Origin of the sequence: Bradyrhizobium sp. DN3 (genome assembly GCF_041357655.1) — a bacterium.
In the GTDB taxonomy this organism is placed as follows: Bacteria; Pseudomonadota; Alphaproteobacteria; order Rhizobiales; family Xanthobacteraceae; genus Bradyrhizobium.
In genome coordinates, this window is the sequence record NZ_JAULLN010000020.1 from 117519 (window position 1) to 139232 (window position 21714).

Here is a 21714-nt window from a genome sequence, read left to right on the forward strand (position 1 = left end):
AGACCATATCGCGGACATCTCAGACTTGGCGAGGCGCAGCTATCTTGTCAACGCGTATCGATCCCGACGCAACTTTCCCGTGAGCGCTGCCGTTGGTCCTTCAAGACACTGAGCCATGGCTCCGGCCAGCCTGTTGTTCGCAAGCCCGTCCGTGGGAACTGTACCAAGTATTTGATTTACCTGCCCTTGCAGCGATGCCCCTCCCCTAATCGGCGCTAAGGAGGCTTGTAAAGGATGGAACCTGGCTTAAGATGCCGCCGGATTTACCTGATCCAGCAAGCGCGCTTGGCCGCATCTCTACTGACGGAGACGAGATTGTCCGGCGTTTGCGTGGGAGATCAGATCGATCCATGCGTGTCTCGAAGAACTTGCCAAATTCCGTGCCAATGTGCTGGGCATCACTGGGCCACGGTGGACGATGCTGATGGCGATGACCTATTTGGGCAGAGAAAAGGATGTACCGGTCAATCTGATGTCACGATTGATGCACGTCGACCCTTGCTTCGTGACGACCCACTCAAAGCTGCTAGAGAAGAACGGTTTCCTGCGGCATAAATCCTCCGCGATGCCCGGATCGTGCAGATGTCGCTGACGGCTAAAACGCGCAAGCATCTCGCGACTTTGGCGCCACGACAGCAAGCGCAGGATGAGCTCGCTCTTGATGAATTCGGCGTTGAGCGATCAAGCGAGTTCATTGCCAAGCTTGCTACAGTGAGGCATCGCCCGGAGAGGGCCCGCTCCGGCACTCAGAAGACCAAACGCACGACCGTCGGAAATGGAGCTCGCTAACCATGTCGAGTCTCCCGTCCTTCGAGTATGTCTTGAAGCAGCGCGGTCGAAGGTGGTTGTGGTCCGTTCACAACACCGAGGGCGCGCAGGTGATGACGGGTTCAGGACGTAACCGCTCCGCCGCCATCTATCAGGCTAACAGAGCGCTTTTTCAATTGCTGCTGAGCGCGCCATATCGCCTAGGAGCTCGAGCTAGCCGACAGGCTCGGCGGCGTCCGCTTACGCCCAAACTTTAGCCTGGCATGAGCTTCGAGGATGCCCCATTCGCGAGGTTGTTTCCATTTGGCTAAAGCGGTCAGCCGATTGTTCGGCCCAGCGCGGCCAAGACTGCCTCGCCGAAGCTGAAGAAGCTGCTGGCGAACGGATGCTAGATTCGGCCCCTACGGGAGTTCGTCTGAGAGTGGTCAGCTTCTCGAAACGCTAACGCGCCTCGGACTGGGCGATGTGGCCCCATCGCATGCATGCCGGGACCGAGTGTTTCGGGGCTTTATCTTCGAGACAGGGCTATGGCTAAGGCTATGTCTTCACTCGCGATCATACATCGCAAGCGGCCGTCGAAACGATCAAAGATGAGGAGGCGTTGGAGCCCGTTCCGCGACATTGAAGGCCATCCAGCACGTGCGTGAAAAACTCTCTCAGCGCGGATCGGCAAAGCTAATGTGCGACAAAGTTTGTATGGCCATGGAGGGCGGCCCGCGAGCCGCCCTACCGCGCCAGTGGCCAGCGTTGCTCAAAATTACCGCTGATGTCCGAGTCCGATTCCGAGATTTAAGGCCTTCTGGCGTAGCGCACCGACACTGCGTTTGGTCATTTTTGCTATTTTGATGACCGGAGTTCGAGCCTTCGAATGGACTTTGAGCTCTTTGATATCTGCCTTCGTCCACTCGCGCCGCTTAACGCGTTTCTTGGTTGCTTTTTTCACGATGAATGCTCCTTTTGAGAGGAGCGGCTTGTAACACAGTTTTTTCGGAGCGACGACCGTAAAAATGAGACAATCATAGGAACTCGCGCTGGGGTATAAGCTCGGTCATGCTTTCGGAAGACAAGGCGTCTGGACTAGTGCAGCTGTGGAATTGTAAACTTCGTACAGACGCCGTGTTGAGAGGCTTCGTTATAATTAAATGCAGCCCCAATCGACGCCTTTCTATTCGAAGCTAAGCACGTAGACTAACATGTTCTGGGATGAGCAAGCCAATCGCGATGAACCTCAACACCTGCAACTCGGGAGGTTCGTGATTTGTATTAAACCTAGAGCGATCAAACATCGAGGCCCTGTGAGACATCGTGGCGATCTCTTACTATGGTCTCCTTATGACGATTGGCGCGCTGCCTTATCTAGACGCCAGATCGGTCTCGTCCGTCGTCCGGGCTCGGCTCAACGCGTCGGAGGGGCAAAGTGTGGCCGGATGAACAACTTTCACTTCTTTAGAAGAAGGACAGAGAACGGAAAGATGTTGTGGTTTCAGCGTCCGCGATGATTTCTTAGAGAGAGGCGGCCGACGTGAAGATCACGGGCCGCGCTTCAGCTTTGATCGCGCGCTTTTCGTCCAATTCGCTTTCGGTGTGATGTATCCAATTTCGCGTAGAGAGACCGCGGCTCCTTGATGGTCCTCGAGTCGAGCGAGCCGGTTATCGGTGAGGTTCACGCGTGCCGAGGTCAGATCCGGAATGCTCGACAGATTGCGCTCGATCTTCCCCATGCGGCCCGCGCAATTGATGCCCTCTACCCCAATTCAAGATCATCATGCCCAATCTCGGGGATAAGATGTTTGCTGAAAAAGCAACGACAAGCCTTCGAGATGACATGCTGAGGCCACTCGATGGCTTCGTAAGGAAGCCACACTCCAGGTCGGAACGCCAGAGGCGGTCAGAGCGCTGAAGGATCGGGCAGAGTCCCTCGCCCGGCGACGTCGTCAACCAATACGCAGATTCTCCGCACTGATTTTGCCTCAACGACCGGCCTTCATCTCGTAACTGACCCGGGCGCCTTCCGCGAGATTGGTGTAGCCGGCCTTCTCGAGCGCGCTGATGTGCACGAAGACGTCAGCTCCTCCATCCTCAGGTTGGATGAAGCCATATCCCTTGGTCGCGTTGAACCACTTCACAGTACCCATTGCCATTGCATTATCTCCAAACTCAACTTGCGCGATCTAATCGGAGTACGTGGCCATCAGCAAGGGATTGAGCGGCAAGCCGTCACGCTGATAGGCCTTTGCGCGGGCTCAATCGCTTGCCGGGCAGCGCTTTCTGCGCGCGCTTGTTCGCAGCTGCGAAGACACCAGGGGCGGCTGCTCATCTTCGGGCTCTTGCGCGATCTCCCGCTCAACCTGACCCTGCATAACACCCCGATCTAGCTGTTCGAGCGTCTCAAGAGACTTCCTTCCCTCCTCGGTGATAATCCAGTAACCGGCCTCTCGCTCGATCAGCCTTTGGCCGAAAATATCGAGCTGGGGCGCGCGGCATGCGATGCGCTTCATACGCGCCGGCCACTCTGGGCCGCTGCTATAATAGATGGCCAAGTGTTGTTTAACGACTTCAATGCTCGCCCGTCCGTGCGGCTGGCCGGCAAGTATCTTCAGTATGGACAGCTGAAAACTCACGCGCGCACGCCATCGACTCAAGGAAAAGCTCTATAATACTTATCCTGAGGGAAGCCGCAGCGCCGTGCGGCGCTTTTTCAAAGAAACCTTGCTCCCTAAGCCTAATGAAGCAGGATCCCCATCTGCCGTCGACGCGGTAAGCAAGTTTCTCGACCGCATCGGCGACATCCTGCCCAGAGTGTTTCGAAGACTGGCTCAGCGTGGATAGCCGCGTTGGCTACGCGTGTGACGAGGTCTCAACTGCCGCCTTCGACCGATTTGAGATCAAACTACGTCGATGGTAACCGCGCTGTTGCACATCTTGGCGAATGACATCGCTCACCGAACGCACCGCCCGCTTCTTTCGCTTCCAATTGCCGTCCAATCCCGCGGGGATCGCAAAGCCTCGCGGAACGACCAAAAGATCGTGTCTTCCGTTCAAATAAATATCGAACATGTCGTCCCTCGTTTGACACGAGCGTAGATCGCCGGTTCATCCATTTGGTGACATCGAAGCAACAGTCGCGCTTAAAGACTGCGGCTCCTTCCTTTTCACCAATGTCGCAAGGAACACAATGGGATAGATGACCCAGACGATGGTGAGCCAGAGATCGGCGCACCACTTCGGCTCGGCGTATTCCTTCGACTGGGTGGCGCCGAACAGATAGCGGTGCCCGCGACCAGAACAAAAACATTGACACACACCATAGCCGACGACCACTAACCACGGCGCGAGATCGCCAGTCAGTCGCGTGCGGCAAGTCTTCTGCACGACGTAGAACGAGGTCGCGATAAGCACGTTGCCGCCGAACGCAAAGATCATAGCCGACGTATGCAGCGGGCGGAGTCGCCCGAAGCTCGTCCAGGACAGACCGAAATCAGTGCAGGCCAAGCAAGCTGTGACGCGATAGAAGACCGATGGAAAACCCAGCGACGCCACATCGCCGAGCGAATTTGATCGGACCGAGTTGTAGCTCGGCCGACCGTTCATCTCCGCCGGCGGTAGTCGCGCCCGCCGTTCATAGTGGCGATTGAGGATGACGGCGGCGACGGCCAGACTGGCAGCGAAAGCCAACAATGCGCAGAAGGTAAACGCCGGATCGTGTCCCCATCGCTCCGGCAAAGAAGCAAGCGTAGGCAGAAACAACGAATGCAGACATCAGGCCTGCTTCACCCATGTCGTGGATTTCGAGGCGGCGATGGGCTTGTCCTGTGTTGGCCTTCTTTGAAATGGGGCTTGCTCAGGAGTCAAGATCTTCGGCGAGGAACTGATTGAGCGCGATCGATCGCGAAAGCGCAGCGGGAGGATATCTCACGACCGAGCCGCGGGGCCTGTTCGTTTGGGCGGTCTTTGAGCGGATTGCATGGTTCTGCCTCTCGAGGTCGGCGGCGCAGCGGGTCTTGGCCTGACACAGGCCGCACACCCGCTGCCTCGCGCAATACGTCTCCTTGGCGGCAGCAAGCGCATTCTCGGAAAGACCGGCAAGTGAGAGGCGCTTGCTTAAGGCTTCAGGAGAGCCCGGTCTTTGCGCCATGGTTAGAAAGGCGGATATGGACAGATTAAGCTCACGTGCGATCGCATCGATGTCCTGCGGGCTCAAGTGAGTCGGTTCGGATTTCCGGGACGGATCGCTCGTAACCGGCTGAGCAGATTCCTAAACCGACAAGGGCATCGATATGTGCAGATTGGCCAAACATGCATGCTCTTCGAAACAGCCATAGCTGTTTTTGACATCAATCAAATAAGACCGATTTGTGGGAGCAAATCCTTCGATCCGGATGGCGCGCCGGTACGACACTTGGCGGAGCGCTGCAGAGCCAGTTGAACGGCAGGCTGGCAAACCGTCCAGCGAGGTCCGCTTAGGTGTCGTGAGGCAACATGGCGCCTGCCGAATTGACGACAGCATCACGAGTTGTTCTCTCAAATCGACGGTCGGCACGACGCTGTCCGGGATCGCGCCTAGATTCATGGATTGACTCCCAATTCAATTCGCAGACTTCCCTGGCCAAACTCAAGCTAACCACCCCATGCCGGCGGCAATGCAGGCGGGGTTCGAAGCTCGATCACATCGGCGAAGACTGTCCAATCGCGGACACTCTTTTGCTTGCAGAAATCGGTCTCCGCCTGCTGTGCAGCAGCACTCAGCGAGGCGGCATCGATCTTGAACGCCGCCTGACAGGCACGATGCTCATGGCCGGTATCGTCACAAACGGTCTTAATGAACCGAACGTTAAATGAAGGCATGGCACCGTCTTCCTGTGGGTTTGCTTATCCGCCATTCTGCCATTCGCGCCACAAGAGTATTTGATCTGCCTCAAGCAGCATCCCCAGGAGGTTGTCCGCTCCTCGGAGATGCGGTCGAGACTTGGGCGGCGCGGCGCGAGCGCTCCTGTTGTCCCGCAGCCCCCGCAATCGCTATCTGTCCGGCTTGGCGGACCGCACTCTGTTTTGAGCCGAGCGACAGCGCCTTCTGGTCTGCTCATGCCCTCGACCAACAAAATTGAGTCGATGATCGAGGAATGTCTTAAAGAGACGATTGAGAGCAGCATGCGCCCTCACGCCCGAGATGCCGGCTATTGATCTCTATCGATCCCATACTCAACCGCTGGCAATACGGAACCTCGAGAGGCCGCGAACTTTTCTGCTTGCCGGCCGATCACAGCATTGAGGACAAATGCTGTCGTGGCCCATTCGCGTGCGGTGCGCCTCATCAACCCGGCTACACGCTGGCGTGTTGCGGACCAACGCGAGGCACTGGCGGATCGCCCGAATTGGGACATGTCGTCTGCCAACACGGGCCTGTCCGGCTCGCAGCGGCCGCTCGAGCTCGGCCATGCTGGACGCGCATCAGCTCCTTTTGACCTGTATCAATACTGCGGCGGCTGCTTACTGATAGAAGTGGTCTTCCAGTCCAAGGTCAGACACATGGCAGACAGAAAGACTTGGCGGCCCATCATCTTTTCATGTCCAGATACCGGCGACCGGGTTCAAGGACTGCTGCCGGACGCACCCGAGCTGCGTGCCGATGACCTGCGCGAGATAACCTGCGCCGCTTGCGATGGCGTCCACTTCATCGACCTGCGGACCGGCGCGATGATCGGCGCCGAGCGCAGCTCGGCCCATCCGAATGTCGTCAAGCGAATTCCGGCGTCTTCCCATTCTCGCCTGGGGATGCCGCCCCGCTCGCAAGGGCGCGGCTGACGTCATCACAACCCAACGCCCCACGCCGACGCCGTGGGACAAGGAGATTTCTCATCAACGGAGGATGTTTCGACATGACAGACCACGGCGCCATTTGTCCCGCCGCGGGCCAGATTGCGGGAGCGGCAGTCCAGTTTAACTTCTGCAGAACAGCGATCAATAGCAACCGCCGAGGGCTTGAGCTGATCCAGATCGATTCGACCGAAGGCCCGGAGTTGTTTCGCAGCGCGAATCCTAATATTTCGGTTGGTGAGCGGATCATGTCCCGGCACGATAGGTTCAACGGCGCCACGGCCGATAAAACCCCGGCCGCGGCTGACGTGATCGAGACCACGCGCCGCCTTGGTAATATTGGGCTGAGCCTGTTCGCGCGCCGGCCAAACGATCTCGTCCGTACTGTTCAGAAGGTTGCGTGAATTTGTCAGCCGGCAGCGATGAACGCCGTTCAAGATCTAACGGCGACCTGACCTGGGAGCGGCTCGAAACGGCGCCGCCGTTTGATCGGGATCTGGAGATCGCCGTGATCGAGGGTAATACGATTCACCGGGTGGTCTTTCCTTGCCGTCGGATCTTCGGCGGCTGGATCAAGGCAAAGACCGGAGAACACGTAGCCGTGCAGCCGACGCACTGGCGCATCTGGCCCAGATAGGGCCGGCTTTGTCACGACCAAAGACCATGATGCGTGTGAGGCTATCAATCTGCCAGACCATTCGAGTCACACTGCGGCCACATCGTCGCGGAATCGAATCCGGGCGGCGGCACGATCTTTCAGTTCACCGCGTTCGCGGAGCTTAGTGAAGAGACATGATTGGCCGGCGCATTCTTGTGATCGACGATGACGCCGCGATGCGGGACTCGCTTGCGTTTCTGCTTGATGTTAACGGTTTCTACGTAGCAACCTATGAGACGGCGACCGCGTTTCTCAATGACGTCGCGAGCGGTCCGGCTGACTGCATTGTGTCAGACATTCGCATGCCGGGTATGAGCGGGCTCGAACTGGTCCGCAAAGTGAAGGCCGATCGCGTCGACTGCCCCGTCGTCCTGATAACTGGTCATGGCGACGTATCGCTCGCAGTCGAAGCGATGAAAGCGGGTGCGGTCGACTTCATTGAGAAGCCGTTCGAGGAGGAGGTGCTATTACGTGCGATCAATAGTGCTTTGGAAGCGCGGCCAGCAAAGCCAGCCGATGACGCAGCGAAACTGCAGGCGGAAGCCCGCCTCGCGGACCTCTCGTCGCGCGAGCGTGACGTCCTGCAGGGACTATTAGCCGGCAAGATTAACAAGGTGATCGCCCATGATCTCGGCATCAGTCCCCGGACGGTCGAGGTCTACCGTGCGAACCTCATGGCCAAGTCCCATGTCCGTAGCATGTCCGAGTTGATGCGGATCGCCATTACAGCGGGACTCTAGCAGCAGCGCAAATGGCGGCGCCGCGCCGATCATGTTTTCAGTGACGGCTACCGATGCAATACACGCGATGCTAGTTTCTTGCCTCCGGACCATCGCGAGAGCTGCTGCTTGCTTAAACAAAATCACGACGGCGTATGAAGCAGATCAATTGCGCGGGCCCAGGTTTGTGCTCCGATGGGCGGCAGTTCTATCAGCCCGGAGAACGGCATAGTTCGGCAATATATTGGTCCATCCTCCCACGGAGCTCCCGGTGCGGGCTGCAGTAAACGGTCCGATTTCCTTCGCATTGGGCATAGGTGCGCATCTTGGCGCTGTGGCGGTCGGTTACGGGAGGACCATTATGCGGTCATTGCGCTCGGCTGGGCGGCAGTCACTTCAGTCTTCGAAATCAAACGGTCGCGTGCGTTGGAGCGGGCCGAAGCGGCACTGCGGGCACGGAACGCCGGCATACCAGTCTATTCCCTGCCCTGTTTGGTACCCGCCATGGATTTTCCATGGCGCTTTCTTCGATCAGACGAATTCGGATTTGCTGGGGCGGCCGCCGCCGTGCGGCCCGCGCGTTGCAAGACGCGATGCCGCTGCTGTGTAAAGCAGACGCCCTCACCGTCGTCGCGACCGCCACTCCGGCAGGGTCCCAGCGGAAAGCTCCACCGCCTGTCTGGGTCAGTATCTTGCAAAGCCGGGACTTTCTGCAAAGGTCGTCTCACTCCCGACATCCCGCTCAGTGCAGCGCGCCCTCCTATCGCTTGCGGCGGACGCAAGCCTCGACCTGCTGGTGATGGGTAGATACGGGCGCTCTCGGCTGCAAGAAAGGCTGCGCGGCGGTATCGCGGGAGATATCCTTCGTGCAATCACCATCCCAGTCCTGATGTCGCACTGAGGGCAGGAATTCCAGATGCGGTCAGAACGCCGTCGCAATCGGCGCAATAGCGACGCCAGGCGCGCGACCAGGAACAGGAGTGCCGTCTGTCCGGGCCATCATGCGTTCGTCGGCGCCCCATCGACGAGGTGCGGGCCGTCATCATGCGACACTGCTTCGAACGTTACACGTGCGCTAACGGTCGAGATGCCGCATGAACTGCTCGCGGACAGTCTGTCACCGGCCATCCGACGATGCCCCGAGCTCAGCTTCAAGCCAGGCGAAGTCACGATTTCCTCCCGTTTCAAAAATCGCTGGAGAGCGGTAAGCTGTCCGTTGAGCCAGGTCAATCTGTCACGCGAGCCGAGTTCTATGATCCGGGTCCCAACTCGGTCCACATGCGTACGTATCGGATGATTTCCAAGCACGTCGTCCACATCGGCCAGCGTACATCGATCAGGATGCCGTCAATATCCGCCTTGTCACGCGGGCCACCGATGCTGATCGGGAATCAGAGTCACGGCGTCCGAACAAGACTTCCTGCGGCGAGCCGAAAGTGGCGGTCGACGACAGCGTTCGGCCTGGCTGGAGTTCTTCACGGGTTCGGCCGTGCGCTTCCGACTGTTTCCATGGACGCGGCTGACGAAGCCAGCATGCAGCTTTCTAATCCGATTGAGCATGTTTGAGCAACCAAGGGATAGCGCCGCATCCATTCAAGACGCCCTACTCCACGGGACCTACGTGTAAATACTTAGGGGCTTCTACCTAGGGGAAACATCCAAATTTCCCAGTTCGTCAGGAGCAGCCAATCTGCGTCCCATCGACGTTCGCAAGATAGGGTCCGCCATGCACGCCCAGGCCCCCAGGTTTACCGAGACCAGCCACCATCCGACCAGGGTCTTGCGTGGGCAACCTCATGGTTGTGGACCGTTTGGCATGATTGCGACACCGATGCGGTTCACTCGCAATAGCGAGATCTACAGCGAAGACGAGGCAGCGGAATACCTGTATCAGGTGGTTTCGGGCGCTGTGCGAACCTACAAGATTCTGGAAGACGGACGCCGTCAGATCGGTGCGTTTTATCTGCCCGGCGACATCTTCGGCTTCGAGGCCGGAGGAAGTCATATCTCTTCGGCCGGAGCGATTTGTGAGACACAGCTGCTGATGGTGAATCGTACCGCCCTCATTGTTCGCGCCAGTCACGAGAGGGAGCTAACACGGCAGCTGTGGGACGCGATGGCGCTCGAGCTCCGCCGCTTTCAGGAACATATGATGCTCCTGATCAGCAGCGCTGAAGACCGGGTCGTGGCCTTCCTGCTCGATATGTCTCGCCGCGCTACGAAGAACGCTGCCATCGAACTGCCCATGTCACGGCAGGATGTTGCCGATTATCTTGGCTTGACGATCGAAACGGTGTCGCGCACCTTTACCCAACTTGAGCAGAATGGCGTGATCGCCCTGCCGACCTCACGCCGAGTCGAGCTGCGTAACGACAGATTGCCCAGGAGCTTTGTGCAAAACTTCGGCTGAGTTGATTTACGCTAGCTCGAATTGAAGCGCGCTACTTTTTTGCGTCGAACAGCGCGGACAATTGCAGCGCAGCGAAGGACACCGAATTCGGCTTGGGCGATCCTGCAAATGGCAGAACCGCTTCCAGCCTGCATTGTGCCTCCAGGAACATCGCAATGATCATCGATCTTTTGCTTCAAGAGCATCGCAACATTGATCTGCTTCTGGTCGCTCTTCAACGCGAATTGGAGATTTTTGAGAAAGGGATTCGTCCCGACTATGAGGTCATTCGCGCGATTATCAGCTATTTCGAGGTTTACCCCGAGGTGTACCATCATCCACAGGAAGACTTGATTTTTTCCAAGCTCAAGGCTCGCGACCCGGATGCAGCTGCAATCGTCGGCGATCTCGCGCTTGAACACCAGGAAGTCGTCGACCGTTTGCACCACTTCGCGCAAGCTATTGACGCCATCCTCGCCGATCGTGAACTCCTTCGGCAAGACGTCGGCAATATCATACGCGACTTTATAGTACGGGAGCGGCACCACATGATATGGGAAGAACGAGATTTCTTTCCCGCCGCCCTGACGGCTCTCTCGGCTCAGGATTGGACCGAAATCGCTTCCGCCCTCACCGATCATGGAGATCCGCTGTTCAGCGAGACAGCGGCAGCGACTTCCGATGCGCTAAGAGCTCATATTCTGCAATTGGAGCAAGAAGCTGAGGCCGAACGGGGCTCGGTCGCGTTTTCGTCCGCCAAGGCCGGCAACCCGCGACACGGCGCCGAGACGGATGGGGCGTATTGACCGCTGCCGTTTCACAGCAGGGAGTGGACCTCATGCTCATCCTGTCGAAATGAAAATGGGGATGCTCGCGGGCGCGTAGGCTGCCGTACCGCCAAGATGGCTTCTGCACAATATGATCGCTTCCTCGACCACCGGTGCAAACGGCATGGCCGAGCCTTCCCGAGCTCTGGTTCCGGCACGTTCCACAATGTGACCGTCGCAGGTATGGCATGCGCAGTAATATCGCGCGAAACGGACGCCTCTCATGTCCGCCGACCGATAAGGACGAGCGATTGCGGCGGCGCGGGTGCGGCGAAACACTCCCACTCCTTGAGCCCCGCCCGGCACGCTCTGAACCATCCGAGCGCAGCCGGTTCAACTCACTGCACGCCAACTGCGAGGCACTGCCACTTCCGGATACGTTCAGCACGAACGGCAAGGCGCTGGACGTTGAGCGCCTGGCGCAGTTCTGGCGCGATCGGATCACAACGATCTATGGGGCTCCGCATCGTAAAGGATGCTCATTCCTGGCGTGTGACCGCTTCATCGCGATCCAAAATACGACGTATGCGGCGTGCGCATGCCCTACCAAATGCGCTTTGGAGTGGCCATCAGCAAACCAGATATTTTGAGGCAGCGCAAAGCTTGCCCGGTCTGCGTCCGATAATCGGACCCAGAAAGCAAGAAAGGCGTCCGAATGCGACCGGACCTGGCACAATCCTACGGGCAGCATCGCCTACCGCGCTACACTAGCTATCCGACGTCCCCGCATTTCTCAGCCTCAGTTCGCGAGTTGGACTATCAAGCGTGGCTCAAGTCCTTGGGCGCGCAGCAATCCGCCTCGATCTACGTGCACGTGCCATTTTGTCGAAGTATGTGCTGGTACTGCGGCTGCCACACGTCGGTCACGAAACGCGACGAGCCGATCGCGATCTATGCGGCTGGACTGCGCACTGAAGCCTACCTCATTGCAGAGGTCGTCGGCCAACGACAGCCGATCTCTCATATCCACTTCGGGGGTGGCACTCCCACAGTCATGACGCCTGCAACGTTTGCTGATCTGGTCGGTTCGTTACGTTATTCGTTCGACGTTCTGCCTGATGCCGAGATCGCCGTGGAGATCGATCCACGCATGTTGAGCGAGCCGATGGCCGAGATGCTTGGCTATTGCGGGGTCAACCGGGCGAGCCTTGGCGTCCAGAGCTTCGATCCAGTTGTTCAGCGGGCCGTCAATCGTCTGCAGAGCTTCGAACAGACCGCAACCTCGGTCGATCGGTTACGCCGCGCCGGCGTCGGCCGGATCAATTTCGACCTGCTCTATGGCCTGCCCCAGCAGACAGTCGCGTCGTGCCTGGACACTGTCGCCAAATGCCTCGAGTTGCATCCGGACCGGTTTTCGGCCTTCGGCTACGCGCACATTCCTGCGTTCAAGAAGCATCAACGCAAGATCGATGAATTCACTCTGCCCGACAGTGTCGAGCGCTATCTCCAATTCGAAACGATCGCGGAAGCTTTAGTTGATGCTGGATACGTACGCGTCGGCATCGATCACTTTGCCCTGCCGCACGAAAGTCTTGCCCGGGCGAGGCGGGAAGGCAGGCTGAAGCGCAACTTCCAGGGCTATACCGACGATTGCGCGGACGCCCTAATTGGTCTCGGCGCCAGCGCCATCGGGCGCATGCAACAAGGGTTTGTCGCGAACGCTGTCTCGGCAAAGGACTACCTTGCTCGCATCAGCGAGGATCGGCTCGCCACCGCGAAGGGCTATTTGCTGACGGATGAGGATCGCTTCCGCGCCGAGATCATCGAGCGAATCATGTGCGACATGGCAGTCGATCTCTCCGAGACATCCCGTCGTCACGGTCTGGATCCGAAGCTCGCCGTCGTCGATCGTTCTCGAATCGACAGCCTTATCGCAGATGGCGTCGTGGTGATTGACGATGGCCGGCTTTCCGTAGCTGGTGGCGCAGAGTTCCTGGTCCGGAGCGTCGCATCGGCGTTCGACGCTTATCTTCCTCGGTGCGGGGCTACACACAGTCCGGCGGTCTAAACCGGCTGCGCCGAGCCGAGTCGTGTCGGGTCCGAAGTCGCCATCACTTAAATGGCCTATCTTTGGGGCAGGACCACACTCAGGGCTGAGGAGCACCCTATCGGCACCCGCCACCTTCAAGCCCCTGACATCCTCTGCGTCGTCCGCTCATAGATCTCAAACAGAGGCCCAAGCCGAAAACTGACTATCGGGTGGAACCGGTCGACCAACGAGTGCCTTAAGCAGGGTCCAAATCAATAGCAACCGCTCATGCATTGGCTACGTTTGCGAGATCCTTCCGGGTTTTTCGTATCGTCGCGCTGATCGAGCATATCGTTACAGGCATGAAAGCGCACCAAGTTTGCGGTTGGTGCCCGTCCATGCGGCGACCGCCCGGCATCACCGCCCTCGTTGCTGTCGGCAAACCGTTGCGAACGTGCTCATGAGCGACAAACCTTGGTGTAGATTTCTAATCTCGGGCTATATCGGTCGCATACCACGGCATAATAGAACTACGCTGAGCTTGTGCTTTAACTGGGCTCCGATTTTCGGCGAATATCCTCGCCGGGATCGAACCGTCGGCCGCCCTCTCTCCGCCGATGGAAGTCCGCGCGATGCGTCAGCGTCGCTCCTCCTAGACTTAACTTCCGCCCGGCCCGCTAAGCGCGGCCGGGCTTTTTGTGTTCCCAAGGCTCCCTCGAGATTATTGAGAGCGCAAATGACTACAAGCGGATCAGCTTTCTCAAGGAGAGACGCAAGCCCGGGACCAACGGCCTCGCGGATCGGATGCAGCGCGCAGTTCGCGGGCGGCAGCGACCATGTTGACCAGCGCCGGCCGAACCTCCTCCCATTTGCGAGTCTTCAGGCCGCAGTCCGGATTGACCCAGAGCTGCGAATCCCGCAGCCGTGTCCGAGCCAACGCCATCAGCTCCTTCATTTCGCCTGTCTCGGGAACGCGGGGAGAGTGGATGTCGTACACGCCCGGCCCGATCTGATTTGGATATTCGTAGTTCCTGAACGCGTCGAGTAGTTCCATTTTCGAGCGCGACGTCTCGATCGAGATGACATCCGCGTCCATTGCAGCGATCGCACCGATGATGTCGTTGAACTCCGAGTAGCACATATGCGTATGAATTTGTGTTTGATCGGCGACGCCCGATGAGCAGATGCGGAAACAATCCCCGGCCCAGTCGAGATAAGCCGTCCACTCCGATCGACGCAACGGCAATCCTTCGCGGAGTGCAGCTTCGTCGATCTGGATCATGGTCGCACCAGCGTTCTCGAGATCGCGGACTTCGTCTCGGATCGCGAGCGCAATCTGGCGGCAGACCTCGCTTCTGGGAATATCATCGCGGACAAACGACCAGTTCAAGATCGTCACCGGTCCGGTCAACATCGCCTTCATCGGCTTCCTGGTTAGTGATTGCGCGTAGCGCCACCAGTCCACGGTGATCGGCTTCGGCCGCAAGACATCGCCAAACAGGATCGGTGGCCTGACGCAGCGCGAGCCGTAGGATTGCACCCATCCGTTCCTGGTAAATGCGAAGCCGGCGAGTTGCTCGCCGAAGTACTGTACCATGTCATTGCGCTCAAATTCACCGTGCACGAGGACGTCCAGACCGATGTCCTCCTGCCAACGTACGGCGCGCGCAGTCTCCTCCTTGAGGAACCTGTCGTATTGCTCGTCGCTCATCGCGCCTCGCGCATGCGCCGCACGGGCATTACGGACCTCTGTGGTCTGAGGAAACGATCCGATCGTCGTGGTCGGAAAAGCCGGTAGTCCGAAGCGATTGCTTTGGATCTCGGCACGACGGGCAAATGTGCTGGCGCGCCGGCGCATGGTCTGGTCGATAGCTCTCATCCGGACAGCGACATTGGCATCACGGATCTTCGGCGAAGTCCGGCGGACGGTCGCGGCACGTTCCGACTCGGCAAAGGCTGGCGCAACATTTTGGTCGCCCGCGAGTGCACGCGCCAGGATCGCAAGCTCGCGCATCTTCTGAACCGAGAAAGCAAGCCAGCTCTTGACGTCGGAAGCGAGACCGGTCTCGAGTTCAACATCGACCGGCACATGAAGCAGCGAACAGGATGGGGCGATCTGTACACGATCCTTGCCGAGCTTCGCAATCGCGGGTTCTAGCCGCTGGCGGAGCGACGACAAATTCGACCGCCATACATTCCGGCCGTCGACGACACCGAGCGACATGACGAGATCACTTCGTGCGCCGGCAATGATCTGATCCAATAACTGTGGCGCTCGAACCAGATCGAGGTGCAATCCGGCAATTGGCAGCCTCAAGGCGGTGTCTAGATTGTCGCCGAGGTCGCCGAAATAGCTGGCAACCATGATCTTGATGGCCGGGCCCTCCTTGGCGAGCCGGTCATAGGCATGTAGCAAAGATTTTCGCGACCCCTCATCCAGATCAAGAACCAGGCAGGGCTCGTCGAACTGAACCCAATTTGCCCCGCGTTTGGCCAATTCCTGCAGAACCTCGATATAGGCCGGTATCAGATCATCCAGTAGTGAGAGTGGCAGGAACGCAGGATCGGCACTCTTGCCGAGCTTCAAGAATGTAACCGGCCCGATCAGGACAGGGCGGGTCTGGAAGCCAAGGGCCTTGGCTTCCTCATACTCCTCGATCGGCTTTCGAGAGCGCAATCTGAAAGTCTGTCCCCTGTGAAACTCGGGGACCATGTAGTGGTAGTTGGTATCGAACCACTTGGTCATCTCCTGCGCGGGTGCGCCAAATCCGCGCGGTCCGTGACCGCAACTCGCACCCTGGTCGTCGCATTGTGAACCGCGGGCCATGGCGAAGTACGTCTTGAGCGAAACGGATTCGGTTTTCGAGGCGTAGATCTCCGGGATGGCGCCAACCATGACACTTGTGTCGAGCACCTGGTCATACAGCGAGAAATCGTTCGATGGAATGACCGTGACGCCGATAGATTTCTGACGAGCCCAGTTCGCGGCACGCAGGCCAGCTGCGTCCTCGAGCAACTGCTGTTCGCTGCTTTTTCCGGCCCAGTAGCTTTCTAGAGCGAGTTTGAGCTCGCGCCTGGGACCGATGCGTGGCGTTCCGAGCGTGGCAACCGGAAGAGAGAGAAGAGACATAGCGTTAACCCATGTTGGGGGCAAAGGCCATGGCGGACGCAGGCAGGGGAAGTCGCGCAGTGCGACGGCTGCTTGGCGCACCACCGGGACACCCCGCCCGTGGACGAATATATTGTCGGGGCAGGTCTCCTGGCTCGCGGGTCATCGCTGCTGTCCGGCCTTCCCGAAGCCGCGCAGGCTTCAGTGACATCGTTGGACAGCGGCTCGCCGCTCACAGTTGCGGGGGCAGCGCCGGCATGTTCACCGGCTTCCCTCTTAGCTCCGGATCAAATGGAAACCGGAGAACCTCGACGACTTGGATTATCGGCAAGAGAACTCTTCCGTCAACCTCTCAGATTTGTCTCAAGCTAAATGCTGCGACATCTGCTACGCGAATGGCCGTGCATCTCTATCGTTGAGACGATGTAGAAGCGCTCTCCAATCAGCGATATCGGAATGACCATCGGAGCTGCCCGCGGCCCGCACGCCAGATAGGTGGAAGGGACAAATGCGGCTTGCGCGGTCGGGACTGCGGCCTCGAGCAGAACGCATTTGATGCAAGCCCCGGCTTCCCAGCGGTTCTTCGAGCACGTCCGCCATCCAGCCGCCTTCTCGACCAACAGGATCCGGGTTGAGTAGGCCCAAGACACCTGGCGAAGCCAGCAACATACCCGGCGAGCACGTTGATTTGCGGTGCCAGCCCGACTCCAAATGCTCGGCGGTGAAGATCGGCTTCGCGTCGTTAGCCATCGAGTGCAAAGCGCAGTTGGCTGAGGCTGCTCTCGAATTCCGGAGCCGAAAGGAGGCGCCAAACGCGCCATGGCCCCTTGGCCGCAAGTGCCCAAAGGCATGGCAGAGATCGAAAGCCCACATTCCGGCAACGATACCGAACCAAACGGTTCAATGGCGGCACACGTGCTCCCAATTCTCATCAGGAACTTGGCACCGAGGCGTTCCGCTGCGCCGTCGAATACCCGCTGCGTGCGAGGATGCATAAGCCGCGATGGATAGGCTGAATGGAACCATCGAAACGTGCGCAAGTCGGAAAGTCGACAAAGAGGACACAAAACCGGTGCGAATTGCCGTCTATTACGTGGCACGAAGAATGCAAGTCCTCGGCATGCCCAGTCTCCTCCTGCTGGGCATGTCCAGCACAGCAAATTGAGGCTGTCGCTGGCAACTGAAGTTAGCGGCGCGCGACATAGAGGGGAGCGCATGCTCGCGCGGGACCGGCGGTCGCCCCGTTGCGTCGCCGCTAACTTCTTGCGCTCGCGCATAACAGGTTGAAGGTTACCCGCTTTGGAACGACGTGTGGATGAATAGGCCGACGGTTATGAAGAAAATGTCTGGAAGACGCGCGCTATGGTTTTGTCTCGGTCGATTCCTGATCTGCCTGGCCGGGCTGGCTGCGACGAGCAACATTGTTCGCGCCAACGACAGCGCGCCTGTCGAAAGAGTCAAGTCAACGTGGCGAGCGCAAGACGGTGAGACAATAGAACAAATTCTCTCCAACGTCTCGAAGGTGGCACACTTCGTCCCTCGAATGTGGGGCGTCGCTGAAGGAGCTGACCAAAATGAATATGTTTTCATTTCGTGGACCAGGCACCGGGACAATAAATCAGACGAACAGTACGTTATCGCTTGGAAGATCGCGCTCGACGGGACGATTGAACTTGCGTCGACCTATGCAAAGCCGATGGAATTGGGCTGGCGCGCCCTGGCGCTCTCGTTGATCGCCCGTGAAGTCGAGGCTGGCGAAAGGGACGCAAATCTTCGCTTTCTGCATGACCCGGCCAACTTCAACTTTGTGACGACCAAGCAAGGCCAGCTCGGCAATCTTCTGCGGCAGGGCCGCTGCACTATCGTTGAACCTGTTGGAGTGGACTACTTGCCGAAGCAGATTGACAAGCCGACCGAGAAAGGTGATCTGTGGCGCGTTCTGCTTGTGGTAAACTGTGATATCCTAGGGCCCCGTTTTTTTACCCACAACGGCATCATCACTTTCGAGAAGAGCGAAGGACAAGATTGGGAGCCGCAATCCCCTTTTGCCGAGCGTATCGCGGCCTATCCTCCTGGCTCCTGGTTCACTCGCATGGAGCCAAAGGAACGGGGAGAGTTAAAGGGGCGGGAAACGTCTCGGTAAATGGTCGCACAGGGCAAGATCGCGCCGCAGCTCCTTTAGCGCCGAACGCCTCAGAGCAACTGCAAGACATATCAGCTCTAAAGTCGCGGTGTTTACGCCTTCGCAACAGTCGCGAGCCTTTCCCGCAGCCTTCAGCCCGTCATCGGAAAAGTCGGGCAGCACGATTTGGCTCGACTCTCTCGAGCTCAGCGGCGCGTGCCAGCTTGCGAGAACTGGTTTGACTCCGGCGCACCCCACGCAGTGAGAGGACACCAATCTGCGAGGGAACCCAGCTCTCCATGCCATTCTTCACGGGACCGGGTCTCGGGCCCAAGCCCGATCCGGCGTGCGCGCCGCGCATCGCGCGACTGACTGGCACCCGCAAGAGCGTGAACATGCCGACGCCGAGGCGGCACGCGGGATCGAATGCTGCGACGACACCGATGAAGACGGCAACGGGGACGTGTTAGCGACGCCGGCATACCCCCTGAGCGCCGGCCCTTTTCCGAGCGCCCCCGGCGAGGAGCCCAGGAGCCGTGCGCGAGGCATCGAGGAGCGAACTTGGGTCAGCGCTAGATTTCCTCGCGCGCATTCGTCTGCGCGTCATAGATCCGGATTTGAAGCATCGGAAAACGCTTCTTTAGTTCTGCTCCACCTGCCCTAGCGCCGTCTCTGGTTGCGAATTCGGCTCTGAGCCGGCCATCCACTTCAAGTGCGTAAGAAGAGACCGGCAATTCACGGGTGGCTGCAACCATTTCATTCCCATTGTGCAGTGAGGTGGTTGAGAATGATGCGTAGCTTGAGTCGGCCAAACCGCACCAGAGCTACCTGCCCGAGTGCGGTGATGGGCCAACGCATGTTGTGGATTGATGCCTCGCACTGAATGGCATCACGATGGCCACTCGCGATCGCCCGACCAGACGGACGACTTACCGCTTGCCCGGTGCGTATACGACAAAGCCACGGCTCGACATGGTTGCCCTTTCAAATTCCCTGGCGCAAACGCACGCCCTCATGCCGGGCTTGGTGGGTAAACCTCCACTTGTGACCGCGGGGAGGCGTACTACGAAAGAGCGGCCGCCCGTCGCGCCGCCTGGGTTATGAACAATCCGGTCCTTGTTACGAACGGGGCGGCTGCACCACGAACGATTATGGTGCAGCGCGGAGCTGCGAAAAGCCACAATGCGATTGGCATCAACGACCATCCCGGCTGGCTCTACGAAAGAGGGCTCCGGGTTTTGCGCGGTCTGCGCAAACGATACCCATTCAGTTACGCAGCGAGCGTTGAGCTGAACTCCGTGGCGACTTTGTCCAAATCTCAGAGGAAGCGAGACCAGATTTCTTTCGAACATCGGTCTTTTCGTGACAAGAATTTACGGCGAAATGTCATCCTCCTCGTCGAAACCGTCGGCAGCCTTCTGTCTGCCGATGGAGGTTGGCACGAAGTATAGCAAGGTTGCTCCCCACGCCTGACTTCCACTCGACTGCCAAAATTCACAGGCGCCTTTTTGTTCAAGCGCGGGAGAAACAGCGTTCCAGAGAGACGGGCGAGGCTCGACGGATACCGCGACACGCACACCGGAAGAAATCGCTTGAACCTCACGCAGCGTCAGGTCGTAGGTTCGAAATCACGACCAAGCTTTCATAAAGCACACGTCAAACGATGCGGGCCCAATAACGGACATGATGCGTCCAGCAGTCGAATGTGGCGGCACCGGATCGTGCGTGAACATAGATCAAGAGCTAAAGGTTATTGTCGGGATGAAACACCGCGTAATGATGGTCGCATTGCTCGCTCTCATCACATCTCCGGTCTGCGCGGCGACACTCAGCGGTGCTCCGCGCATCGTCGACGGCAATACGATCGAGATCGAGCAAACCAAGATTCGGCTCTCAGGCATCGAAGCTCCTGAGACTGATCAGATTTGCCTCGACGCCCACGGCCGCAAATGGGCTTGCGGCGTAGCCGCTCGCGACGAGCTTATCAAGCATTCGAACGGACGAACGTGGGATTGTCATACCACAGGAGTTGATGAGTACAGGAGGTCACTCGGCAGTTGCTTCATCGAAGGCGAGGATGTGAACGCCTGGATGGTACGCTCGGGCTGGGCACTGTCGTCGGGTCCATCTGACCATTCCTACGCTATCTATGAGTTGGTGGCGAGCACAGGCTATGCGGGGCTGTGGTCGGGGGCGTTCATCGCGCCTTGGGACTGGCGTCGCCGCAACAAGAGGACGATCATCGTCGGCGCGAGCTCGGTTCCGATCGACGCTCAGGAACTCCTGCTCGGATCCGCTCTGCTATCGGACCCGCCCTCGCCCGAGTGTCTGATAAAAGGCACCGTGGACCTCAACGGCGAGCGCATTTATCACCTGCCCGGGCAACTCAGTTACGGACAGATCGACATGACGAAGAAGCCCGGTGAACGCTGGCTCTGCAGCGAAGCGGAAGCCGAAGCCACCGGGTGGCGTAAAGCCGCGCGATGAGGTGACACGCATGCATGCAGGCCGTTCTCCGAATATGTCCTATCTGACCAAGATCGCGCCTTCGCGCCGCTCGCTGTTGCTGTTCGCTGTCTCGACGGTTTGCCTGCGGCTTGGCAACAACATTGTCGATGCGAAGCAAGCAAAAGCGTCGCCCAAGCCGGATAACTTGCTCTCGCCGGATGCTGCCCTGAAGCGGCTGATGGAAGGGAACGATCGCTATGTCCAGGGTGCGTCACGAGGCGACGATTTCAAGCGCGAGCGCCCGGTTTTGGTTGATGGGCAAAATCCATATGCGGCGGTTCTGAGCTGCGCCGATTCTCGCGTGGCGCCTGAACTTGTCTTCGGCAGCGGACTTGGTGATCTGTTTGTCTGCCGCCTCGCCGGCAACTTCGCCAACGATGACACGCTCGCTAGTATGGAATATGCGGTCGCCGTGCTGAACACGCCGCTCATCCTGGTACTTGGCCACGATCATTGCGGTGCGATAGACGCCACGATCAAGTCGCTCCACGACGATAAGCCGCCGCCGGGGCACATTTCATCCCTCGTCGCTGCGCTTGCGCCTGCGGTAAAAGCATCTCGCCAGCAAACCGGTGACACGTTCGCCGAAGCAACCCGACAAAATGTAATCGATAATGTCAACAAACTCAAATCGACGGGGCCGATTCTGAACGCGGCAGTTGAGCAGAACAGACTGAAGGTCGTCGGGGGCTTGTATCGGCTCGACACCGGCAGGGTCGATTTGCTGAGCTGACGCTGGCACCTTCGCGCGGCCGGCTAGTCGTTTGCCGACTGATACAGAGCTTCGGTCGAGTTCCGCGCAATTCGCTCGTCCATCGGCTGCATCAAATG

The 21714-nt window shown here is 58.5% G+C and carries 18 protein-coding genes, 1 pseudogene and 1 riboswitch; of the genes and pseudogenes, 11 read left to right on the forward strand and 8 right to left on the reverse strand.

What is annotated here, in order from left to right; all coding sequences use genetic code 11:
• Nucleotides 1–1525 precede the first annotated feature (1525 nt).
• The 6 genes and pseudogenes from AAE027_RS27225 to AAE027_RS27250 all read right to left on the reverse strand — a co-directional run bounded on the left by AAE027_RS27225 (nt 1526) and on the right by AAE027_RS27250 (nt 5613).
• Complete coding sequence (locus AAE027_RS27225; RefSeq protein ID WP_076829490.1) at nt 1526–1711, reverse strand: hypothetical protein; 186 nt, start codon at nt 1709–1711, stop codon at nt 1526–1528.
• A 1027-nt stretch (nt 1712–2738) separates the two neighbouring features.
• Complete coding sequence (locus tag AAE027_RS27230) at nt 2739–2909, reverse strand: cold-shock protein (RefSeq protein ID WP_370986995.1); 171 nt, start codon at nt 2907–2909, stop codon at nt 2739–2741.
• A 102-nt stretch (nt 2910–3011) separates the two neighbouring features.
• Nucleotides 3012–3389, reverse strand: a complete 378-nt coding sequence (locus tag AAE027_RS27235) for a hypothetical protein (protein ID WP_370986996.1) — start codon at nt 3387–3389, stop codon at nt 3012–3014.
• A gap of 517 nt (nt 3390–3906) precedes the next feature.
• Nucleotides 3907–4546, reverse strand: a pseudogene (locus AAE027_RS27240) (cbb3-type cytochrome c oxidase subunit I); the annotation flags it as partial.
• Between the two features lie 63 nt (nt 4547–4609).
• Complete coding sequence (locus AAE027_RS27245; RefSeq protein WP_370986997.1) at nt 4610–4969, reverse strand: hypothetical protein; 360 nt, start codon at nt 4967–4969, stop codon at nt 4610–4612.
• Between the two features lie 416 nt (nt 4970–5385).
• Nucleotides 5386–5613: a hypothetical protein gene (locus AAE027_RS27250; protein WP_084674912.1), complete on the reverse strand. Its 228-nt coding sequence runs from the start codon at nt 5611–5613 to the stop codon at nt 5386–5388.
• 438 nt (nt 5614–6051) lie between these two features.
• On the opposite strand from AAE027_RS27250, the gene AAE027_RS27255 reads away from it, so the two are divergent.
• From AAE027_RS27255 to hemN, 8 genes are all read left to right on the forward strand, one after another.
• Nucleotides 6052–6570, forward strand: a complete 519-nt coding sequence (locus AAE027_RS27255; protein ID WP_370986998.1) for a hypothetical protein — start codon at nt 6052–6054, stop codon at nt 6568–6570.
• A 74-nt stretch (nt 6571–6644) separates the two neighbouring features.
• Nucleotides 6645–6986, forward strand: coding sequence for a hypothetical protein (locus AAE027_RS27260; protein WP_370986999.1), 342 nt, complete (start codon nt 6645–6647; stop codon nt 6984–6986).
• Complete coding sequence (locus AAE027_RS27265) at nt 6983–7219, forward strand: hypothetical protein (RefSeq protein ID WP_245471128.1); 237 nt, start codon at nt 6983–6985, stop codon at nt 7217–7219. Before AAE027_RS27260 ends, AAE027_RS27265 begins: the two co-directional genes overlap by 4 nt.
• 155 nt (nt 7220–7374) lie before the next feature.
• Nucleotides 7375–7980: a response regulator FixJ gene (gene fixJ, locus AAE027_RS27270; protein ID WP_370987000.1), complete on the forward strand. Its 606-nt coding sequence runs from the start codon at nt 7375–7377 to the stop codon at nt 7978–7980.
• Between the two features lie 724 nt (nt 7981–8704).
• Nucleotides 8705–8860 (forward strand): universal stress protein, encoded by a 156-nt coding sequence (locus AAE027_RS27275; protein ID WP_283810930.1) that lies wholly within the window; start codon nt 8705–8707, stop codon nt 8858–8860.
• Nucleotides 8861–9775: 915 nt separating this feature from the next.
• A complete protein-coding gene (locus AAE027_RS27280; protein WP_130212533.1) occupies nt 9776–10369 on the forward strand; it encodes a helix-turn-helix domain-containing protein in 594 nt (197 codons plus the stop codon).
• 155 nt (nt 10370–10524) lie between these two features.
• Nucleotides 10525–11154 carry a hemerythrin domain-containing protein gene (locus AAE027_RS27285; RefSeq protein ID WP_130212532.1) on the forward strand — a complete coding sequence of 210 codons (630 nt, stop codon included), beginning with the start codon at nt 10525–10527 and terminating at the stop codon, nt 11152–11154.
• 676 nt (nt 11155–11830) lie between these two features.
• Nucleotides 11831–13183: an oxygen-independent coproporphyrinogen III oxidase gene (gene hemN / locus AAE027_RS27290; RefSeq protein ID WP_370987001.1), complete on the forward strand. Its 1353-nt coding sequence runs from the start codon at nt 11831–11833 to the stop codon at nt 13181–13183.
• Nucleotides 13184–13904: 721 nt separating this feature from the next.
• On the opposite strand, the gene metE is transcribed toward hemN, so the two are convergent.
• On the reverse strand, nt 13905–16274 hold the full coding sequence (metE, locus tag AAE027_RS27295) for a 5-methyltetrahydropteroyltriglutamate--homocysteine S-methyltransferase (protein ID WP_370987002.1): 2370 nt from the start codon (nt 16272–16274) through the stop codon (nt 13905–13907).
• Between the two features lie 102 nt (nt 16275–16376).
• A riboswitch (cobalamin riboswitch) is annotated at nt 16377–16579 on the reverse strand.
• A gap of 989 nt (nt 16580–17568) precedes the next feature.
• On the opposite strand from metE, the gene AAE027_RS27300 reads away from it, so the two are divergent.
• Nucleotides 17569–18396 (forward strand): nodulate formation efficiency C protein, encoded by an 828-nt coding sequence (locus AAE027_RS27300; protein ID WP_370987003.1) that lies wholly within the window; start codon nt 17569–17571, stop codon nt 18394–18396.
• Nucleotides 18397–18947: 551 nt separating this feature from the next.
• Here the strand turns inward: AAE027_RS27300 and AAE027_RS27305 are convergent.
• A complete protein-coding gene (locus tag AAE027_RS27305; RefSeq protein ID WP_091894677.1) occupies nt 18948–19130 on the reverse strand; it encodes a hypothetical protein in 183 nt (60 codons plus the stop codon).
• A gap of 1021 nt (nt 19131–20151) precedes the next feature.
• Between AAE027_RS27305 and AAE027_RS27310 the strand changes: the two genes are divergently transcribed.
• Nucleotides 20152–20862, forward strand: a complete 711-nt coding sequence (locus AAE027_RS27310) for a thermonuclease family protein (protein ID WP_479714251.1) — start codon at nt 20152–20154, stop codon at nt 20860–20862.
• Between the two features lie 10 nt (nt 20863–20872).
• Nucleotides 20873–21616 carry a carbonic anhydrase gene (locus AAE027_RS27315; protein ID WP_370987004.1) on the forward strand — a complete coding sequence of 248 codons (744 nt, stop codon included), beginning with the start codon at nt 20873–20875 and terminating at the stop codon, nt 21614–21616.
• Nucleotides 21617–21714: the final 98 nt, after the last annotated feature.